The following is a 17,742-nucleotide window of genomic DNA, read 5'->3' as shown; positions in this document are numbered from 1 at the left end:
GACGCCCGCCACTGATCCGTCCGCGCGCATCCCGTAGCATCACCGGTTCCCCACCCTCTTCGGAGCAGCGATGCGCGGCAGCGGCAAGTCGATGGTCACCAGCGCGCTGCTGCTGTGCCTGGCCGGCGCGGCGCACGCGGCCGACACCACCGAGCTGCCGCCGGTGCGGGTCAATGCCACGCGGCTGGACATCCCGCCGCTGGACCTGCCCGCCTCGCTGAGCGTGGTCACGCTGGCGCCGGGCGACAGCGGCAAGCCCGGCGTCAATCTGTCCGAGGCGCTGGTCGGCGTGCCCGGCCTGCTCGCCCGCGACCGGCAGAACTACGCGCAGGACGAGCAGATCTCGCTGCGCGGCTATGGCGCGCGCTCTACTTTCGGCGTGCGCGGGGTGCGGCTGTATGCGGACGGCATTCCCGCCACCATGCCGGACGGCCAGGGCCAGGTCTCGCATTTCAGCCTGGACGCGGCCGATCGGGTGGAAGTGCTGCGCGGGCCGTTCTCCGCGCTGTACGGCAATGCCTCCGGCGGCGTGGTGCAGCTGTGGAGCGCGGAAGGCGGCGATCCGGCGGTGACGCGGGTGGGTTTGTTCGGCGGCAGCAACGCCACGATGCGGCTGGGGCTGTCCACCCGCGGCAAGGACGGCGGCTTCGACTACAACCTGGCGCTGTCGCACTTCCAGACCGCCGGCTATCGCGAGCACAGCCGCGCGCAGCGCGAGTCGGGCAATGCGCGGCTCGGTTTCGACCTGGGCGCCGCCGGCCATCTCACGGTGGTGCTCAACACGGTGGCGCTACCGCAGGCGCAGGACCCGCTGGGGCTGACCCGCGCGCAGGCCATGGCCGATCCACGCCAGGCGATCGCCGCGGCCGACCAGTTCGACACGCGCAAGAGCGTGCACCAGGCCCAGGGCGGCGCCGTCTACGAGCTGTCGCCCGATGCCGATACGCAATGGCGCCTGATGGCCTACTACGGCGAGCGTGGCGTGCAGCAGGTGCTGTCGGTGCCGGTGGCGGCGCAGCGCAATCCGCTCAGCGCCGGCGGCGTGGTGGACCTGGACACCAGCTACGGCGGCCTGGATGCGCGCTGGACGCGCCGCGCCGAACTGGCCGGCCGGCCGCTGGAAGCCGTGCTGGGCCTGGCCTATGACGACCAGCACCAGCGCCGCCGCGGCTACGAGAACTTCGCCGGCGACGTGCTCGGTGTTGCCGGCCGGCTGCGCCGCGACGAAGACGATCGCGTGTGGAATCTCGATCCCTATGCGCAGCTGTATTGGCGCTTCGCCGAGCGATGGTCGCTGCTGGTCGGCGTGCGCCACAGCGAAGTGCGTTTTCGCGCGCGCGATCACTACATCGCGCCAGGCAACCCGGACGACAGCGGTGGCGTCAGCTACGGCGCGACTACGCCGGTGCTCGGCCTGCAATACCGGCCCGGCGAACGCCTGCGCTTCTACGCCAGCTACGGCGAAGGCTTCGAGACGCCGACCTTCGCCGAGCTGGGCTATCGCGCCGACGGCGGCGCCGGCCTGGCCTTCGACCTGCAACCGTCGCGCAGCCGCCAGGGCGAGCTGGGCATGAAGTGGCGGGCCGCGGCGGACTGGCAGCTGGAAGCGGCGCTGTTCCGTGCCGATACGCGCCACGAACTGGCGGTGGCCAGCAACAGCGGCGGGCGTTCGAGCTATCGCAATATCGGGCGCAGCCGCCGCCAGGGCGCCGAGCTGTCGCTGCGCGGCGAACTCGGCGACGGCTGGCGGCTGGCGCTCGGCGCCACGCATCTGCAGGCGCGTTTTCGCGATGCCTTCCCGAGCGGCACGCCGGCCGTGCGCATTCCCGCCGGCACGCGGATTCCCGGCGTGCCGGACAACTACGGCTCGCTGCGCATCGAGCGCGGCGGCGCGCTGGGCTGGCGCGTGGGCATGGAATGGCAAGGTGTCGGCGCGGTGACGGTCGACGATCGCGGCCGCGAACGCGCGCCGGGCCATGTGCTGACCGGCGTCGATGTCGGCTACGGCCTGGCGCTGGGCGTGGCGAAGCTGCACCTGAGCGCGCGCGTCGACAACCTGTTCGATCGCCGCGTGATCGGCTCGGTGATCGTCAACGAGAGCAATGGCCGCTATTACGAGCCCGCGCCGGGACGCACCGTCATGCTGGGCGCGCAGTTGGAATTCTGAGTCCGGCGTAGGTTGGGGTGAGCGCCAGCGAACCCCAACAATGCGATGCGTTGAGACGTGCGGATGTTGGGGTTCGCCTGCGGCTCACCCCAACCTACGCCAGGTGTTGTCGCAGCGTGGTGGCGAACGGCTCGTCGGTAAGCAGGCGAAAGCCGCCGAACTCGAATGCCGGCGCCACCATGCAGGTCACCAGCGTGTACGCACCCAGCGGCCGCGAGGCCTGCCAGGCCTGCGCCGGCACCACCTGCGCCGGTTTCGCGCCCTGCTCCAGCGGGCCCAGGCGATGGCGTTCCAGGCGCCGCTCGGCGGGGTGATAGATCAGCAGTTCCAGCGGATCGCCTTCCACGTAGTGCCAGGCTTCCTCGGCATCGATCGCATGCCAGGCGCCGACTTCGCCGGCGGCGATCAGGTAGTGGATCGCACTGAGCGCGGGCCGCTCGCCATGCGCCGCGGCGGCGGTGTGGAAGCGGCGGTAGTGGCCGCCTTCGATATGCGGTTCCAGGCGCAGTTCGGCGATCAGCGCCGCCGCGCGCCCGGAGCCGCTCATGGCGCCGCGGCTTCCGTCGCCGGCTTCACCAGCCAGCGCACGGCCAGCAGGCCGACCTCGTAGAGGAAGCACATCGGCACGGCCAGCATGATCATCGAGGTGATGTCCGGCGGCGTGATGAAGGCGGCGATGGTGAAGGCGCCGACGATGGCGTAGCGCCGTCCGTCGCGCAGCTGCTGCAGGTTCACCACGCCGATCGCGGCGAGGATCACCACCGCCACCGGCACCTCGAAGCACAGGCCGAAGGCGAAGAACATCAGCATCACGAAATCGAGGTAGTGAGTGATGTCCGTCATCATCTCCACCCCTTCCGGCGTCACCGCGGTAAGAAAGCGGAACGCCGCCGGCAGCACCAGGAAGTAGGCGAACGCGCAGCCGGTGTAGAACAGCACCAGCGCCGCCGCCAGCAGCGGGCGCGCCAGGCGCTTCTCGTGCTTGTACAGGCCGGGGCTGACGAAGGCCCACAGCTGGTACAGGATCATCGGCATGCTGATGAACAGCGCCGCGTAGAAGGCCAGCTTCAGCGGCGTGACGAACGGACTGGCCACTTCGGTGGCGATCAGGTGCGCGCCCTGCGGCAGGCGCGCCACCAGCGGCGCGGCCAGCTCCGCATACAGCCGGTTGGCGATCGGGATCAGCGCCAGCAGCACCAGCGCGATGGTGACGATCGCGCGCATCAGCCGCGAGCGCAGCTCGATCAGGTGGGAGAACAGGCCTTCTTCGAGCGCCCCGTCCTCGGTGTGGGGTTCCTGCTCAGGCGCCGCCATGCGGGGAGTCCTTCGGATCCTTAGGGGGCGGCTCGGAGCCGAGGGCCGGCTCCTCCTTCGCGGTGGCGGTCTCGCTGGGAGCCGGCGTGACGGTGGCGGGCCCGACTGTCTCGGCGCCCGCGTCGCGCACCTTGCGCAGCGTGGCGTCGAGTTCGGACTGGGCCGCATTGGCGCGGTCCGCCGCCTCGCGCGCCTGGCGCTTGATCTCTTCCAGCTGCAGCTCGCGCTCGACCTCGGCCCGCACGCTGTCCCAGCCCAGGCGCACGCGGCGCAGCAGGGCGCCGGCGGTGCGCGCGGCGTGGGGCAGCTTTTCCGGGCCGAGCACGATCAGCGCGACGAGCGCCAGCAGCACCAGCTTGCCGAAGCTGATCTCGATCATGCCGTGAGGATCCGCCGCGGCTTACTTGGTTTCGCTGTGGTCGTGCTGCGACTGGTTCTGGCTGCTGGCCGCCGGCGGCGGGTCGGCCTGCAGGCGCTCGTCCTTGGGCTTGCCGCCGGCGCCTTCTTCGCCGCCGTCCAGGCCCTTCTTGAAGTCGCGCACGGCGCCGCCGAGATCCGAACCGATATTGCGCAGCTTCTTGGTGCCGAAGATCAGCACCACGACAACCAGCAGGATAAGAAGATGGGTCATGCTCATGGGGATGGCCTCAATGCGGAAATGGACCGGAAAACGATCGCACGCTGGTGCGCCGGCCTTTCCGAATCATCGCTGAGTGTACTCCTCCAGGCGGTCGCGGAAGTCGACGACCTGGGACGGCACATTGCCGACGCCGCCCTCGAAGATGCGGCGCGGGGTGATGCCCTTGCCGTAGACCGCTTCGTTGGCGTCGTAGTCGATGCGCAGAGCAGAGCCATCCAGGGCCACGCCGGCGAACAGGCCGCGCGAGCGCGAGTAGGAATAGATCTCGGCCTTGAACTGCGAATCGGTGGAAGCGGTGGCGGTGCGGCCGACCGGGCCGGCGGCGGCGGCGGCATCGGCGCCCAGGGTGAACTTGCCGTTGACGATGGAATCCACGCCGCGCTGGGTGCGGAACACCAGGATCACATCGGTGGACGAGACGCCGGCCTGAAAGCCGACGCTGCCGCCGGTGAGCGAGATGAAGCTGGGATTGGACCAGGTGCCGTCCGGACTCTTCACCGAGATCAGGCCCTCGCCGCGGCGGCCGCCGAAGATGAAGCCGGCCTTGACCATGTCCGGGATCACCGCGATCGCATGGGCTTCCCTCAGCAGGTCGGTCGGGATCGACTTGTCCGGCGCCTCCATGATCTCCTTCAGCACGCGCACCGAATTCTCGGCGCGCACCAGCGGCGGATCCTCGGCGTGGACGGCCGTGGCCGGCAGCAGGACCAGGGCGGCGAGCAGCAGACGGCGCAGCGATGCTTTGAACATGGGTGACTCCTGTTGCGGGGTTCGCGTGGCGCCCCGCGACCGCGGGTCACAGGGGGGCGCCGCTTGGCTTGTGGCAGACTTCGGGGCCGCCTTCGCCACCTCGCCACCATGCCTCTCAGCCACTATACCGGCCTGACCGGGCTTTCCGATGACCTGCCGGTTAAGGCCGGATTGCTGCTGGTCAACCTGGGCACGCCCGAAGCACCCACCGCGCGGGCATTGCGTCCCTATCTGGCCGAGTTCCTCGGCGATCCGCGCGTGATCGAGTACCCGCGCTGGCTGTGGCGGCTGATCCTGCACGGGGTGATCCTGCGCATCCGCCCGCCGCGCTCGGCGCATGCCTACCAGCGCATCTGGACTGCGCAGGGCTCGCCGCTGCGCGTGGGCAGCGAGGCGCTGGCCGCGGCGCTGCAGGAGACGCTGTCGCGCCGCCTGCCGGGTCCGGTCAAGGTCGCCCTGGCCATGCGCTACGGGCAGCCCTCGGTGGCGGCGCAGATCGAACGGCTGCTGCGCGACGGCGTGCGCCGGCTGCTGGTGCTGCCGCTGTATCCGCAGTATTCGGCCACCTCCACCGGCTCGGTGCTGGACGCGGTGGCGGACAGCTTCAAGACGCTGCGCTGGCCGCCGGAGCTGCGCGTGGTCAACGACTATCATGACGATCCCGGCCATATCGACGCGCTGGCGCGCAACATCGAGGACTGGTGGCGCGTCCACGGCCGCGGCGACCGGCTGCTGCTGTCCTTCCACGGTATTCCCGAGCGCTACACCAAGGCGGGCGATCCGTATTTCCTGCAATGCCAGAAGACCGCGCGCCTGCTGCGCGAGCGGCTCGGCCTGGATCCCGCGCAGCTGGTGGTCAGTTTCCAGTCCCGCGTCGGCCGCGAGCCGTGGCTGCAGCCGTATACCGACGCCACCGTGCGCGAACTGGCGGCGCAGGGCGTCAAGCGCCTCGACGTGGCCTGCCCCGGCTTCGCGGTGGACTGTCTGGAGACGCTGGAAGAGATCGCCATGCAGAACCGCGATTTCTTCGTCGAAGCCGGCGGCCAGGAACTGCGCTACATCCCCGCGCTCAACGACAGCCAGGCCCAGGTCGACAGCCTGGCGGAGCTGGCCCTGCGCCACATGCAGGGCTGGCCCGAGCGCGGCGCATGAGCGCACCGGTCGAGCGGGCGCTCGAAGGACCGGCGCCGGCGCTGCGCGCGCTGGTGTGGGGCGACGACGGCCTGCCGCCGCTGCTGGCCCTGCACGGCTGGCTCGACAACGCCGGCAGCTACGCGCGCCTGGCGCCGCTGCTGGCAGCGCGGCGCCAGGTGATCGCGCTGGAACTGCCCGGCCACGGCCACTCCGAGCACCTGCCGCCGGGCCTGCACTATCACTTCGTCGACTACGTGCGCAGCGTGCTGGCCGCGGCCGACGCGCTGGGCCTGGAACGCTTCGACCTGCTCGGCCACTCGCTGGGCGCCGGCATCGCCGCGCTGCTGGCGGCCGCGGCGCCAGGGCGCATCCGCAAGCTGCTGCTGATCGAAGGGCTCGGCCCGCTGGGCGACGACGGCACGCATACCCTGCAGCGCTTCCGCGACGGCATCGCCGCCGCGCCGAACGGCAAGGGACTGCGCGTGTTCCGCGATGTCGAGCAGGCCATCGCGGCCCGCGCCATCGCCGGCGGCCTGCGCGCCGAGCTGGCGCGGCCGATCGTCGAGCGCGGCCTGGCCGAAGTGGCCGACGGCTGGTGCTGGCGCAGCGATCCGCGGCTCACCCGCACCTCGCCGCTGCGCATCGCCGAAACCCAGGTGCATGCGCTGCTGCGCGGCATCGAGGCGCCCACCGCCCTGCTGCTGGCCGAACCGGCCACCTCGTACCTGCCCAGCGCTCCGATGATGCGCCGCGCCGACGGCGTGGCCGACATTGCGGTGAGCCATCTGCACGGCGGCCATCACCTGCACCTGGAACACCCGCAAGCCGTGGCGGCCTGGGCGCTGGCCCACCTCGCCCCCTGACCAACGGCACGCGGCGACGCGGCACGGGTCCGTACACTGGCGGCATGCAGCATCTAGGCCGCGCCAACTTCGGATCCCCGCAGCACCATCTGTCGATCGGCGGCATGCTGGTCACCGCCACCACCTATGCGGGCGAAGGCGTGCTGCCGCTGCACGAGCATGACGACGCTTACCTGTGCCTGGTCGCCGACGGCGCCTATACGCAGCAAGTTTCCGGCGCGGAAACCGATTGCGCGCCCGGCCTGCTGCTGACGCACCCGCAAGGGCATCGCCATGCCAACCGCTTCTCCGCGCGCGGCGCGCGCTGCCTCAGCATCTTTCCCGCCCGCGAGCTGGCCGACGACAGCGGACTGAAGCGACTGCTCGGCGACTACCGCGCATTGCGCCTGCCCGACGCCGCGCGCCTGCTGGCGCGCATCGAGTGCGAGCTGGCGGCCGATGACGATGCCGCGCCGCTGGCGCTGCAGTCGGCGGTGTTCGAACTGGTCGCGCTGGCCTGCCGCAGCGAGAGCGACGACAGGCATCCCGCCTGGCTGGCGAAAGTGCTGCAGCGCCTGCACGACGATCCGCTGTCCGAACTGTCGCTGCCCGAACTGGGCCGGCTGGCCGGCGTGCATCCGGCGCATCTGGCGCGGCGTTTCCAGCAGGCGCAAGGCATGTCGGTCGGCGACTACCGCCGCGCGCTGCGCATCCGCCAGGCCTGCCGCGAACTGGCCGGCGGCCTGCGCCCGATCGCCGAGATCGCCGCGGACGCCGGCTTCGCCGACCAGAGCCACTTCGCCCGCGTGTTCAAGCGCGTCACCGGCCAGACCCCGCGTGACTACCGGCACAAAACGCAACACGCGTCCTGAAACCTCAGCTTCGTCCTAGTCGGCACCGCGCATGCCCGGCAGCATGCGTTGCGTACGCCAAGGAGACGAACGCCATGCTGAAACCATCCCTGCCCCGCCTGCTCATGCTCGCCGGCCTGCTGCTGCCCGCGCTGGCCTGCGCCGACGATGCCGACACCCTGCTGCGCCAGCTGCGCGAAGCACACGGCGCCGAGGCCTGGCGCCGCCATGGCGCGCTCGTCGCGGAGGGTCGCCAGGAAGCCGAAGGCCTGAGCGGCGAGTGGCGCATGACGGTGGACCTGCGCAACGGCCACTACACCGAACATGCGCGCACGCCGATGTTCACCCGCGCCGATGGCCAGGATGCGCAGGGGCGCTGGCACCAGGACATCACCGGCCTGTCGCATCCCTACGATTCGACCGAGGCGCTGGTGGTCGCGACCAGCGAGAACTGGCTGCGCCGCTTCGGTTTCCTCGCCGCGGACGACGGCACGCGCTATCGCCAGCTGCCGCAGGCCACGGCCAACGGCCATCGCTACGCGCGCCTGGAAGCCACGCCCGCCGGCGGCCGCGCCATCACGCTGTGGATCGACCCGTCCACGCACCGGCTCGACCATGCGACCTATGCCAGCTCCTTCCTGCTGGCCACCGAAGCCTTCGCCGACTACCGCGATGTCGATGGCGTGCAGCTGCCGTTCCGCCTCACCGCCAGCGCGGTCACCGCCGGCGGCGGCGAGGACAACGGCAGCACCGACATCGTGCAGAGCTATCGCTGGCTCGAACGCGCACCGGCCGGCGCGCTGGCACGCCCCGACAACGCCGTGCGCGACGTGACGATGAAGGACGATGCGCGCCGGACCACCGTGCCGATGCATCTGGAAGGCGGCTTCCTGCTGGTCGACGCCAGCATCGACGGCAAGGGCCCGATGCCCTTCATCCTCGACACCGGCGGCCACGCCATCCTCACTGCCGACGCGGCGAAGAAGCTGGGCATCGCCACCCAGGGCGCGGGCGTGAGCACCGGCTCCGGCCCGGGCTCGATGGAGACGGCGTATGCGCGGGTCGCGCATTTAGGCATGGGCGGTGCGGATATCCGCGACATCGCCTTCCTGGTGATGCCCTACCCGCACGAGTTCTACGAGCGCGGCGAAGGGCGCGAGCCGATCGCCGGCATCCTGGGGCTGGAGATCTTCGAGCGCTTCGCGGTCACTTTCGACTACGACAAGAACCAGCTTGTGCTGCAGTCCTACGACCATGGCGAAGCGCCCACGGCGGAGCGCGGCGAGCGGCTGCCGCTGACATTCACCTACGACATGCCGCTGGTCGACGCCAGCCTCGACGGCAAGCACGGCGTGTTCGGCATCGACACCGGCAACGGCGGCCTGACCCTGCTGTTCCCGCAGTGGGCCGCGAAGAACGGCATCGCCGCGCGCTACGAGCACGGCGCGCCCGCACCCACCGGCGGCGTGGGCGGCCTGTTCACCGCGCACTTCGCGCACGCGCAGGGCATGCAGCTCGGCGGCCAGCGGCTGGATAACGTGGTGGCGATGCTGACCCGCGCCGATGCGGGCGCCACCGGCAATCCCACCGAGGCGGGCAATATCGGGCAGGACATCCTGTCGCGCTTCAACGTGCACTTCGACTACCGCCGCGCGGAGCTGGTGCTGCTGCCGCGCCAGCCCGCCGTGCCGGCGCAATACGCGATGGCCGGCTTCCGCGCCGGCAAGTCGGCGGCGCAGCCGGATCGCTACAAGGTGAGCTGGGTGCTGCCCGGGAGCCCGGCGGCGGAAGCCGGCCTGAAGGCGGGGGATTTCATCGTCGCGGTGAACGGCAAGTCGGCAAAGGCGCTGGGCCTTGGCGAATTGCGCGATGCCATTTCGAGCCGTCCGGAAGGCACGCCGCTGAAGTTGACGCTGGATGGCGGCAAGGTGCTGGAGATGCGGCTGCGCGACATGGCCCCGCATTGAACAGTAGGTTGGGGTGAGCGAGAGCGAACCCCAACAGACGTTTCAGGCGTAGCGCCATGTTGGGGTTCGCTGGCGCTCACCCCAACCTACGCGGGCTACGCCGGCGTCGCGGCGCTCAATCCGTCTCGCGCCCGTCGGCGCGCGGTTGCACCTCGATCGTCGCGGTCATGCCCGCGGCGATCAGCACCTCTGGCGGCAGGTGCCCGGTGTCGATGGCGATGCGCACCGGCACGCGCTGGGCCAGACGCACCCAGTTGAAGGTGGGATTGACGTCGGCCAGCAGGTCGCTGCCGGTGGGGTTGTCGCGGTCGGTGATGCCGCGCGCGATGCCGATGATCTGGCCCTTCAAGTGCGCGCCGCCGGCCATCAGGCGGATGTTCACCGGATCGCCGACGCGCAGGTGCGGCAGCTTGGTTTCCTCGAAGTAGCCGTAGATGTAGTAGCTGTGGCTGTCGATCAGCGCCAGGCGCGGCGAACCGGTGGCGGCGTAGTCGCCGACGCGGATATCGAGATTGGTGACGTAGCCGTCGACCGGCGCGCGCACCTCGGTGCGCTCCAGATCCAGCCTGGCGCGGTCCAGCGCCACCTGCGCCTGCTCCACCGCGGCCTCGGCCTGCTGGCGCGAGGCGCTGGCCTGGCTGCCGCTGGCCTGCGCCTGCTGCCAGGTGGCGCGCGCGGCGTTGGCGGAGGACTGCGCGTCGGCGCGCACTTCCTGCGAGACCACGTCGCCCAGGCGCTGCCGGCGCTGCGCCTGCGAGGACGCCATCTCGTAATCGGCCTTGCGCGCGGCGGCACTGGCCAGGGCGGCGTTGATATTGGCGCCGGCGGCGCGCGCGCTGGCCTCGGCCGCGGCGAGGTTGGCCTGGGCCTGGGCCACGGCGTATTCGAAGCGCGGCTTGTCGATGGCGAACAGCAGGTCGCCCTTCTTCACCTGCTGGTTGTCGATCACCGCCACGCGGGTGACCAGGCCGGAGACGTCCGGTGCGATGCGCACCACCTCGGCGCGCACGCGGCCGTCGCGGGTCCACGGCGAGTACATGTAATGGCGCCACAGCGCGTGGCCGAGCAGCGCGGCCACGACGACGACGACGGCGGTAAGGGCGAAACGAAGCAGCGAGGGGATTTTCATGGTGATGGCTCAGGGAAACAGCAGCAGTCCGGCCGCGCCGAACATGCACACGAAGAGGGCCAGCCGGAACAGCGGCGGATGCCACACGAAGCGATAGAGGCCGAAGCGGCCGACCAGGGTGTCGACCGCCCACAGCGCCAGCAGGCAGCCGATGAACACGATCAGCAGGCCGGGCACCAGCGCGTCGGCCAGGGCGACTTCGTGCGGGATCAGGTCATGCAGCATGGGGAGACTCCGCGGCCCGGCTCGCCTGGATATAGGGGGCCATGGCCGATTCGTCGTCGCGCAGCGCGCTGCGCAACAGGTAGAGATGGGTCAGCGCGGCCTGGCAGGTCGACGGCGACTGCGCCAGGTGGGCATGGGTGATGGCGATGGCGTGGGCCACGCGCTGATCGGCATCGCGCCAGCGCCCGGCGCCGGGTTGCGCGTAGAGCGCGCCCAGCGCATGCACCGCATCCTGCACCGGCGCCACCACCGACAGCGGCATGCCGCTGCGCGCGATGTCCTGGCGCAGCTCGATCACCGCACGGCCGCATTCGTGCACCGACAGCGCCCAGGCCAGCAGGCTGCGCGACTCGTCCGTGTCCGGGCGGGTATATGTCACCACCTGCTGCACGATGTCGCGATTGACGCTTTCGAAGCTGTACAGCAGGCCCGGCAGCGGCGCGTTCGCCGCCAGTACCACCTGGTGCCGCAGCTGCACCAGCTGGCGGCGGCGCTGCCACAGCGAGCCGGTCACCGCCGGCACGAAGATGAAGAACACCGCCGTCATGGCCATGCCGACCACTTGCGCGATCGCATCGTTGAGGAAGCGCGTAGGGTCGTAGACCATCGGGTTCTTCAGCGCCAGGATGTAGACATAGCCCAGCGTGTAGCCGGCGCCGACGCCCGGCAGGGTGTGGTTGCGCGTGGTCAGGTAGGGCCCGAGCAGCAGCAACGGCAGCGTGGCGATGATCAGCATGGCGAAGCCGTCGCCGCCGGGCAGCCCGTAGAAGGTGACCAGATAGCCGCCCACCATGCCGGCGACGTAGCCGCCCAGCGTGTTGGTCACCGCCATCATCGGATAGGCCGAGGCGGCGAACAGGCCGCTGAAGATGGTCGCCAGCAGCATCGCGCTGGAGCCGTAGGTCCAGCCGCTGCCCAGCCAGAACGCGCTGAGCACCGACATGGTGAGGAAAGTGCGCAGCACGCTCACCGCGGCGCCCAGCACGTCGTTGCCGCGGCGGAAATGCACGATCTCCACCGCACCCTTGAGCTTGCCCTCGCGCAGCGAGGCTTCCAGCGCGGTGAAGTCGCGCATCTCGCTGCAGAAGCGGCGCAGCAGGCCGGCGCCGGTATCGAATTCCAGCCAGGCGTCGGCCGGCAGCTCGGCGCGCAGGCGCGCGGCCATGGGCGGCAGCACCTCTTCGCAGGCCTGCAGGCGCGGGGCGAGCACGGCCGGATCCTGTTGCAGCGCCGGATCGGGCGAGAGCGCTTCGCCGATCGGCGCATACAGTTCGATCAAGGCCGCGGCGACATTGCTGCGCCCCGCGCGCAGCAGGCGATTGATCAGGTGGTGCGCAGACTGGAAGCTGGTGGAGGCGGCCATGTAGCGCTGGTTGAGCAGGCGCATGCGACTGCTGCGGGCGCGTGCCTCCGGGTCTTCGAAGATCACCGAGGCGCGCAGGTCTTCCAGCTGCACCGCGGCGCGCACGAAGCGTAGGTGCGCCTTCTCCATCTCGCGCCGCGGAATGGTGCCGCCGGTGCTGCCGCGCGCGAAGTCGATGAAATGGGCGAAGTGTTCGCGCGCGCTGCGGCGAAGCAGCGGGCGCAGACGCTCCGGCAGGATCACGTCGCTGACCACGCCGGACACGATGATGCCGAGCATCACCTCGCTCACGCGCATCACCGCCGAATCGAACACATTGAGCGGATTGCTCACCGCCGGCAGGGTCACGATCGCCGCGGTATAGCCGGCCAGTACGAAGCCGTAGGCGGCGAAGTTGCGGTACAGGGTGGCGCCGCCGGCGCACAGCGCCACCCACAGCGACAGGCTCAGCAGGAACAGTTCGCGCTGCTGCGGGAACAGGCTCATCAGCACCAGGCCGAACAGGCTGCCGGCGAAGGTGCCCAGCGCGCGGTAGAAGCTCTTGGCCAGCACCATGCCGCTCTGCGGATGCATCACGATGGCCACGGTGATCATCGCCGTAGCCGGCTGCTCCAGCTGGAACAGCATGGCAAGCCAGCAGGTGACATACATCGCCAGCACCGTCTTGGCGACGAACACCCACGACACCCGTTCCTCGGCCAGGAATGCGGGCAGCCAGGACCAGCGCGGGGCGGCGGTCGCGGTGCTGGCGTCAGCCGGGGACATGGCCTCAGGCCCGGTCCAGGTGGTCGAGGAATTTCTTCAGCAGCCGCTCCAGCTGCGCCGATTCGCGCGGCTGCAGGCCGACGGCCTGCCGGTCCAGCAGGCTGCAGATGTCGGGCAGGAAGCTTTCGATCATCGCCAGCCCCTTCGCCGTCAGCGTGAGCGTGACCTTGCGGCGGTCTTCATCGCTGCTGGTGCGCTCGATCAGGCCCTTGTCGCACAACTCGTTGGTCAGCCGCGTGATATTGGCGGACTTCTCCCCCGCCGCATCCGCCAGCTGCGAGGGATTGAGGGTATAGCCCTCGGTGCCGTACAGCATCATCAGGAGGTTGTATTCCGGATGGTTGAGGCCGTAGGGCTTGAGCAAGGCGTTGGTGTCGTCGTGCACGCGCTTGTAGATGTGCTTGACCAGGCGCACCAGGATGGCCGGGTCGCGCGGGAAGTCGGGATAGCGGCGGCAGGTAATGGCCAGGCGCTGCTCGGTGGGGGCGAAGCTGCTCATGCGGATCCTCGGTGCAACCGGGTCATTTAATACATTTATGTACAACTTATTTGTGAATATTATGCTTGTGCGATAAACGGCGCAAGCGGCTTTATCCAGCGCGCAAAAAGAAAGCGCCCCGGGAGGGGCGCTTCGGTGGTCTTTCCGCAATGTCCGGGAAGGGCTCAGCCCTTGATCGGGTAGGTCTCCGTATTGCCCGGCGCGGACTGCCCCGGCGCCGGCGTCGGCGTCCCCGGACGCCCCGCGGCCGGGCGGTTGGCGCCGCACTGGTAGGCGCCCCAGGGCTGCGAACCTTCGGACGGCTCGGCCAGCGGCTTGACCGTGTCGGCGTGCATCTTGGCCGCCTCGTTGCGCGCCATCACTTCCAGCTCGTCGCGCACCTTGATGTCGTTGCGGTTGATCGGCCCCACGCGGTTCATCACCGACACGGTGACCTTGCCCAACTCGTGGCAGGAGGAGACGTCGCCGCTCCATACCGTGCGGACATTCTTGGCGCCATCGTCCAGGGTGATGCCCCAGGTGCAGGCACCGAGCAGCAGGGCCACGGGAACGAGCAGCAGGGTCTTGCGCATGGGTGACTCCAGGGCTGTCAAAAAGAACCAGAAAAAGGGCCGGACAGTCGCCTGCCCGGCCCACATCGTAGCGTGCTGCGATGCCGCCAGCCCACGCGGGGCTGAACGGCTTACTTCGCCGCCTTGGCCTTCGCCTTGGCCGCCACCGGCTTGCCGTCGGCGTCGATCACCTGCACCTCGCCGAGGTTCAGCGCGCGCACCGGCTGCTCGATCTTGCTGAGATCGCCGACGATCACCCAGGTCAGCGCCTGCGGCTTGACGATCTCGGCGATCGCCTTCTGCGCGCTGGCCTGGTTCACCGCCTCGGTGTGCTGCTTGAGCGTCTGCACGTAATCGTCCGGACGGCCGTACTGCACGATCTCGCTGACCGCGCCGAGCACCGAGGCGGTGGTCTCGAAGCTGCCCGGCAGGCCGCGCACGTTGGACGACTTGATCTTGTCCACTTCCTGCGCGGTGAGCGGCTTGGCGCCGATCACGGCCACGGCTTCCTTCTCCACTTCGCGCGCCGACTCGGCGGTCTTGTCGGTCTGCACCGGCGCATACATCAGGAACGGCCGCTGCCCCAGCGCATCGCGCAGGAAGCTGAAGGCGCCGTAGGCCCAGCGCTTGTCCTCGCGCAGGTTCATGTTCAGGCGCGAGGTGAAGCTGCCGCCGAAAGCGCCGTTGGCCACGTCGATGTCGATATCGTTCGGCGCCTTGCTGGAGGGCGCCAGCAGGCCGGCGAGGATCAGCGACTGCGGCGCATCCGGCCGGTCGATCAGGAACACGCGCGGCTTGGCCTGCACGGCCACCTTGGCGATGTTCTTCTTCGGCAGCGGGGTGGCCGGCGCCTTCCAGTCGTCGAACACGGCGTCGAGCTGCGGGATGATCTGCTCCAGCGTGGTGTCGCCGGCGACCAGGATCTTCACGTTGTCCGGCCGCAGCCAGGCGTGCTGGAAGCCGGTCAGGTCATCGGCGGTCAGCGACTTGATCGCCGCCTCGGTGCCGGTGCCGGTGAACGGGATGCCATAGGCATGCCCCTGGCCGTACAGCAGCGGCGGCAAGGTGCGCAGGGCCAGGCCCGTCGGCTGGGTCTTCTCCTGCGCGATGCCGGCCAGCCACTGGCCGCGCACGCGCTCGATGTCGTCCGCCTTGAAGGCCGGATTGCGCACGATGTCGGCGAACAGTTCCAGCGAAGGCTTGAGCTGGTCGTTGAGCGCGTTGAGCGAGGCCGTGCAGGTGTCCAGCCCGCAGCCGATGCTGGTGATCGCGCCCAGGCGCTGCTTGCGCTTGGACACTTCGACCGAGTCCAGCGACTTGGTGCTCTCGTTCATCAGTGTGGTGGCGAAGCTGGCGGTGCCGAGCTTGTGGCCCTGGTCCGCCGCATAGCCGGCGTCGAACTGCAGGTGGATCTGCGTCACCGGCACGGTGTGGCGCTGGGCCAGCACCACTTCGATGCCGTTCTTCAGCTTGCCACGCTCCAGCTTGGGGAAGCTCAGGTCGGGGAACTGCTTGACCTGCGGCACGCCTGCGGCGCGGTTCGTTTCGTTCTTGCCCACGCTGTATTGCTGCGCGGCGGGCAACTTGGCCTCCGGGCGGCCCTGCGCATCCGGCAGCGCCACCACCTTGGCGTCTTCCTTGTCCGGATCGAAACCGTCGCCGGCCGGCAGCACCGTCAGCAGGTAATCGCCCTTGTTCAGCCACTTGTCGGCGGCGGACTTCACGCTGGCGATGGTGGCGGTGTCGATGCGCTCCAGGTCTTTCTTGTAGGCACCCGGATCGCCGCGATAGACCTGGCCCTCGGCCAGGATCACGGCCTTGCCGCCGAAGCCGCCGACCTTCTCCAGGCCGCGCACGAAGGACGCGCGGTTGCCGACCTTGGCGCGATCCAGCTCGTCCTGGGTCGGACCGTCGGCGAGGAACTTCTTCAGCTCATCCGCGATGGCCGCCTCGACCTTGGCCGGATCGACGCCTTCGCGCACGTCGGCCTGGATCTGGAACTGGCTGGCCAGGGCGAACGGCGAGACGCTGGCGGAAATGTCGTCGACCAGCTTGTCCTGGTAGACCAGGCGCTGGTACAGGCGCGAGGTCTTGCCGCCGCCGAGCGCGGTGGAGGCCAGGTCCAGCGAGACCATGTCGTCCGTGCCCAGCTGCGGCACCACCCAGGTGCGGTAGATGCGCGGCTGCGACACGTGGTCGTGCTGCACGCCGCGGCTGGACTTGGCCAGCGGGGTGATCCACGGCTGCTGGCGCGGCACCGGCGGGCCGGCGGGGATGTCGCCGAAGTACTTGGTCAGCTTCTCCCTGGCCTGCGCCGGCGTGATATCGCCGGCCAGCACCACCACCGTGTTGGCGGCGCCGTAGTAGTCGTGGAACCACTGCTTCACATCGGCCAGCGAGGCGGCGTCCAGGTCGGCCATGGAGCCGATGGTGTCGTGCTGGTACGGATGGTTGGCCGGGTAGGTGTTGGACAGGATGTTCTGGTCCACGCGGCCGTAGGGGCGGTTCTCGCCCTGGCGCTTTTCGTTCTGCACCACGCCGCGCTGGGTGTCGAGCTCCTTCTGGCCGATCGCGCCGAGCAGGTGGCCCATGCGGTCCGATTCCATCCACAGCGCCATGTCCAGCGCGGTGGTCGGCACCGTCTCGAAGTAGTTGGTGCGGTCGAACCAGGTGGTGCCGTTCATGTCGGTCGCGCCGGCCAGTTCGAACGGCGCGAAGTAGGTGCCCTTGTGGTTCTCGGAACCCGAGAACATCAGGTGTTCGAACAGATGCGCGAAGCCGGTCTTGCCCTTGGGCTCGTCGCCCGAACCGACGTGGTACCAGATGCTCACCGCCACCACCGGCGCCTTGTGGTCCTCGTGCACCACCACGGTCAGTCCGTTGGGCAGGGTGAAGCGGGTATAGGCGATCTCGGGGATGGTCTGCGTGGCCGGGGCGGCCAGGGATGGCGAGGGCGCTGTCATGGCGACTCCGGCGGACAGAAGCCCGGCGATGAGCAGGGCAAGGGGTTGGCGCATGGATGAACCTCCTGTTTCACAGAACCTCCGAGGCTAGTCATGCGTACGGGGAACCGCAAATGACCTTAGGCCGATTGACCCCAAATGACGGTCGACAGGGCAGCGCGGGCGGCCAGAGAGTGTCCGGCGGGCTGTCCGTTAGCGGGCGGCCAGTGTCCGCGGACAGCCGGAAAGACCGGGACACCCATCCTAAGTGCCGGCAAATCAAGGCCTTGTGATTCGGCTCGGCTTGGCACGGCGCTTGCCACTCCAGGGGCGTAGGACCCCCATCCCCGGACACGGCCCCTGTCGGAGACACCCCATGAAATTCGAAGCCCTGATGTTGCGCAGTCTGTTCGCCGCCTGCCTGCTGGTCTGCGGGCTGGTCCTCGCCGCGATGGTCAATGCCTCGCCCGATGCCATCCGCCTGGCCGCCAGCGGCAGCGCCGGCCAGCTCGCCCCGGCCGCGCACGCGCAGTGCCTGCTGCCGGCCGATGGCGTGGTGTGCCCCCGTCTCGGCGGTTGAGCGCCGGACGGGGCGCTGTTCCG

The 17,742-nt window shown here is 69.6% G+C and carries 17 protein-coding genes; 6 read left to right on the top strand and 11 right to left on the bottom strand.

Translation table 11 applies throughout. From position 1 onward, the window contains the following. Nucleotides 1-70: 70 nt before the first annotated feature. Nucleotides 71-2,167 (top strand): TonB-dependent receptor, encoded by a 2,097-nt coding sequence (locus BM172_RS10095; protein WP_081805175.1) that lies wholly within the window; start codon nucleotides 71-73, stop codon nucleotides 2,165-2,167. Between the two features lie 94 nt (nucleotides 2,168-2,261). Here BM172_RS10095 and BM172_RS10090 read toward each other — a convergent pair whose 3' ends face one another. The 5 genes from BM172_RS10090 to BM172_RS10070 all read right to left on the bottom strand — a co-directional run bounded on the left by BM172_RS10090 (nucleotide 2,262) and on the right by BM172_RS10070 (nucleotide 4,871). Next, complete coding sequence (locus BM172_RS10090) at nucleotides 2,262-2,714, bottom strand: cupin domain-containing protein (protein ID WP_026635415.1); 453 nt, start codon at nucleotides 2,712-2,714, stop codon at nucleotides 2,262-2,264. Then, nucleotides 2,711-3,481, bottom strand: coding sequence for a twin-arginine translocase subunit TatC (gene tatC, locus BM172_RS10085; protein ID WP_026635414.1), 771 nt, complete (start codon nucleotides 3,479-3,481; stop codon nucleotides 2,711-2,713). The genes BM172_RS10090 and tatC overlap by 4 nt, the downstream gene beginning before the upstream one ends. Continuing rightward, complete coding sequence (gene tatB / locus BM172_RS10080) at nucleotides 3,468-3,860, bottom strand: Sec-independent protein translocase protein TatB (RefSeq protein WP_026635413.1); 393 nt, start codon at nucleotides 3,858-3,860, stop codon at nucleotides 3,468-3,470. Before tatB ends, tatC begins: the two co-directional genes overlap by 14 nt. A 21-nt stretch (nucleotides 3,861-3,881) precedes the next feature. Then, the gene (tatA, locus tag BM172_RS10075; protein WP_026635412.1) at nucleotides 3,882-4,118 is read right to left on the bottom strand and encodes a Sec-independent protein translocase subunit TatA; all 237 of its coding nucleotides are present in this window, start codon (nucleotides 4,116-4,118) and stop codon (nucleotides 3,882-3,884) included. A 66-nt stretch (nucleotides 4,119-4,184) separates the two neighbouring features. Next, entirely contained in the window at nucleotides 4,185-4,871 is a 687-nt protein-coding gene (locus BM172_RS10070) for a lipid-binding SYLF domain-containing protein (RefSeq protein WP_026635411.1), read from the bottom strand. Nucleotides 4,872-4,979: 108 nt separating this feature from the next. Here BM172_RS10070 and hemH point away from each other — a divergent pair, with 108 nt between their 5' ends. The 4 genes from hemH to BM172_RS10050 all read left to right on the top strand — a co-directional run bounded on the left by hemH (nucleotide 4,980) and on the right by BM172_RS10050 (nucleotide 9,665). Further along, nucleotides 4,980-6,023: a ferrochelatase gene (gene hemH / locus BM172_RS10065; protein ID WP_026635410.1), complete on the top strand. Its 1,044-nt coding sequence runs from the start codon at nucleotides 4,980-4,982 to the stop codon at nucleotides 6,021-6,023. Continuing rightward, a complete protein-coding gene (locus BM172_RS10060; RefSeq protein ID WP_026635409.1) occupies nucleotides 6,020-6,868 on the top strand; it encodes an alpha/beta fold hydrolase in 849 nt (282 codons plus the stop codon). The genes hemH and BM172_RS10060 overlap by 4 nt, the downstream gene beginning before the upstream one ends. 44 nt (nucleotides 6,869-6,912) lie before the next feature. Continuing rightward, on the top strand, nucleotides 6,913-7,719 hold the full coding sequence (locus BM172_RS10055) for a helix-turn-helix domain-containing protein (RefSeq protein WP_026635408.1): 807 nt from the start codon (nucleotides 6,913-6,915) through the stop codon (nucleotides 7,717-7,719). A 74-nt stretch (nucleotides 7,720-7,793) separates the two neighbouring features. Beyond that, the gene (locus BM172_RS10050; RefSeq protein WP_026635407.1) at nucleotides 7,794-9,665 is read left to right on the top strand and encodes an aspartyl protease family protein; all 1,872 of its coding nucleotides are present in this window, start codon (nucleotides 7,794-7,796) and stop codon (nucleotides 9,663-9,665) included. A 115-nt stretch (nucleotides 9,666-9,780) separates the two neighbouring features. Here the strand turns inward: BM172_RS10050 and BM172_RS10045 are convergent, their stop codons facing one another. The 6 genes from BM172_RS10045 to BM172_RS10020 form a co-directional block, all read right to left on the bottom strand. Continuing rightward, nucleotides 9,781-10,794, bottom strand: a complete 1,014-nt coding sequence (locus BM172_RS10045; RefSeq protein WP_026635406.1) for an HlyD family secretion protein — start codon at nucleotides 10,792-10,794, stop codon at nucleotides 9,781-9,783. Nucleotides 10,795-10,803: 9 nt separating this feature from the next. Then, on the bottom strand, nucleotides 10,804-11,019 hold the full coding sequence (locus BM172_RS10040) for a DUF1656 domain-containing protein (protein WP_197022868.1): 216 nt from the start codon (nucleotides 11,017-11,019) through the stop codon (nucleotides 10,804-10,806). Beyond that, nucleotides 11,009-13,147, bottom strand: a complete 2,139-nt coding sequence (locus tag BM172_RS10035; protein WP_051548710.1) for an FUSC family protein — start codon at nucleotides 13,145-13,147, stop codon at nucleotides 11,009-11,011. Before BM172_RS10035 ends, BM172_RS10040 begins: the two co-directional genes overlap by 11 nt. A 4-nt stretch (nucleotides 13,148-13,151) precedes the next feature. Then, nucleotides 13,152-13,646, bottom strand: a complete 495-nt coding sequence (locus BM172_RS10030) for a MarR family transcriptional regulator (protein WP_026635404.1) — start codon at nucleotides 13,644-13,646, stop codon at nucleotides 13,152-13,154. Nucleotides 13,647-13,810: 164 nt separating this feature from the next. Further along, nucleotides 13,811-14,218: a DUF4156 domain-containing protein gene (locus tag BM172_RS10025; RefSeq protein WP_026635403.1), complete on the bottom strand. Its 408-nt coding sequence runs from the start codon at nucleotides 14,216-14,218 to the stop codon at nucleotides 13,811-13,813. Nucleotides 14,219-14,328: 110 nt separating this feature from the next. Next, nucleotides 14,329-17,160, bottom strand: a complete 2,832-nt coding sequence (locus tag BM172_RS10020) for a M16 family metallopeptidase (protein ID WP_428844760.1) — start codon at nucleotides 17,158-17,160, stop codon at nucleotides 14,329-14,331. Between the two features lie 355 nt (nucleotides 17,161-17,515). On the opposite strand from BM172_RS10020, the gene BM172_RS10015 reads away from it, so the two are divergent. Beyond that, nucleotides 17,516-17,719 carry a hypothetical protein gene (locus BM172_RS10015; protein WP_026635401.1) on the top strand — a complete coding sequence of 68 codons (204 nt, stop codon included), beginning with the start codon at nucleotides 17,516-17,518 and terminating at the stop codon, nucleotides 17,717-17,719. The last annotated feature ends 23 nt before the right edge of the window (nucleotides 17,720-17,742 follow it).

The organism is Dyella marensis, from assembly GCF_900112865.1.
In the GTDB taxonomy this organism is placed as follows: Bacteria; Pseudomonadota; Gammaproteobacteria; order Xanthomonadales; family Rhodanobacteraceae; genus Dyella_D; species Dyella_D marensis_A.
Note: the sequence above shows the minus strand (reverse complement) of the source record. Positions and strands in the feature narration are given on the sequence as shown.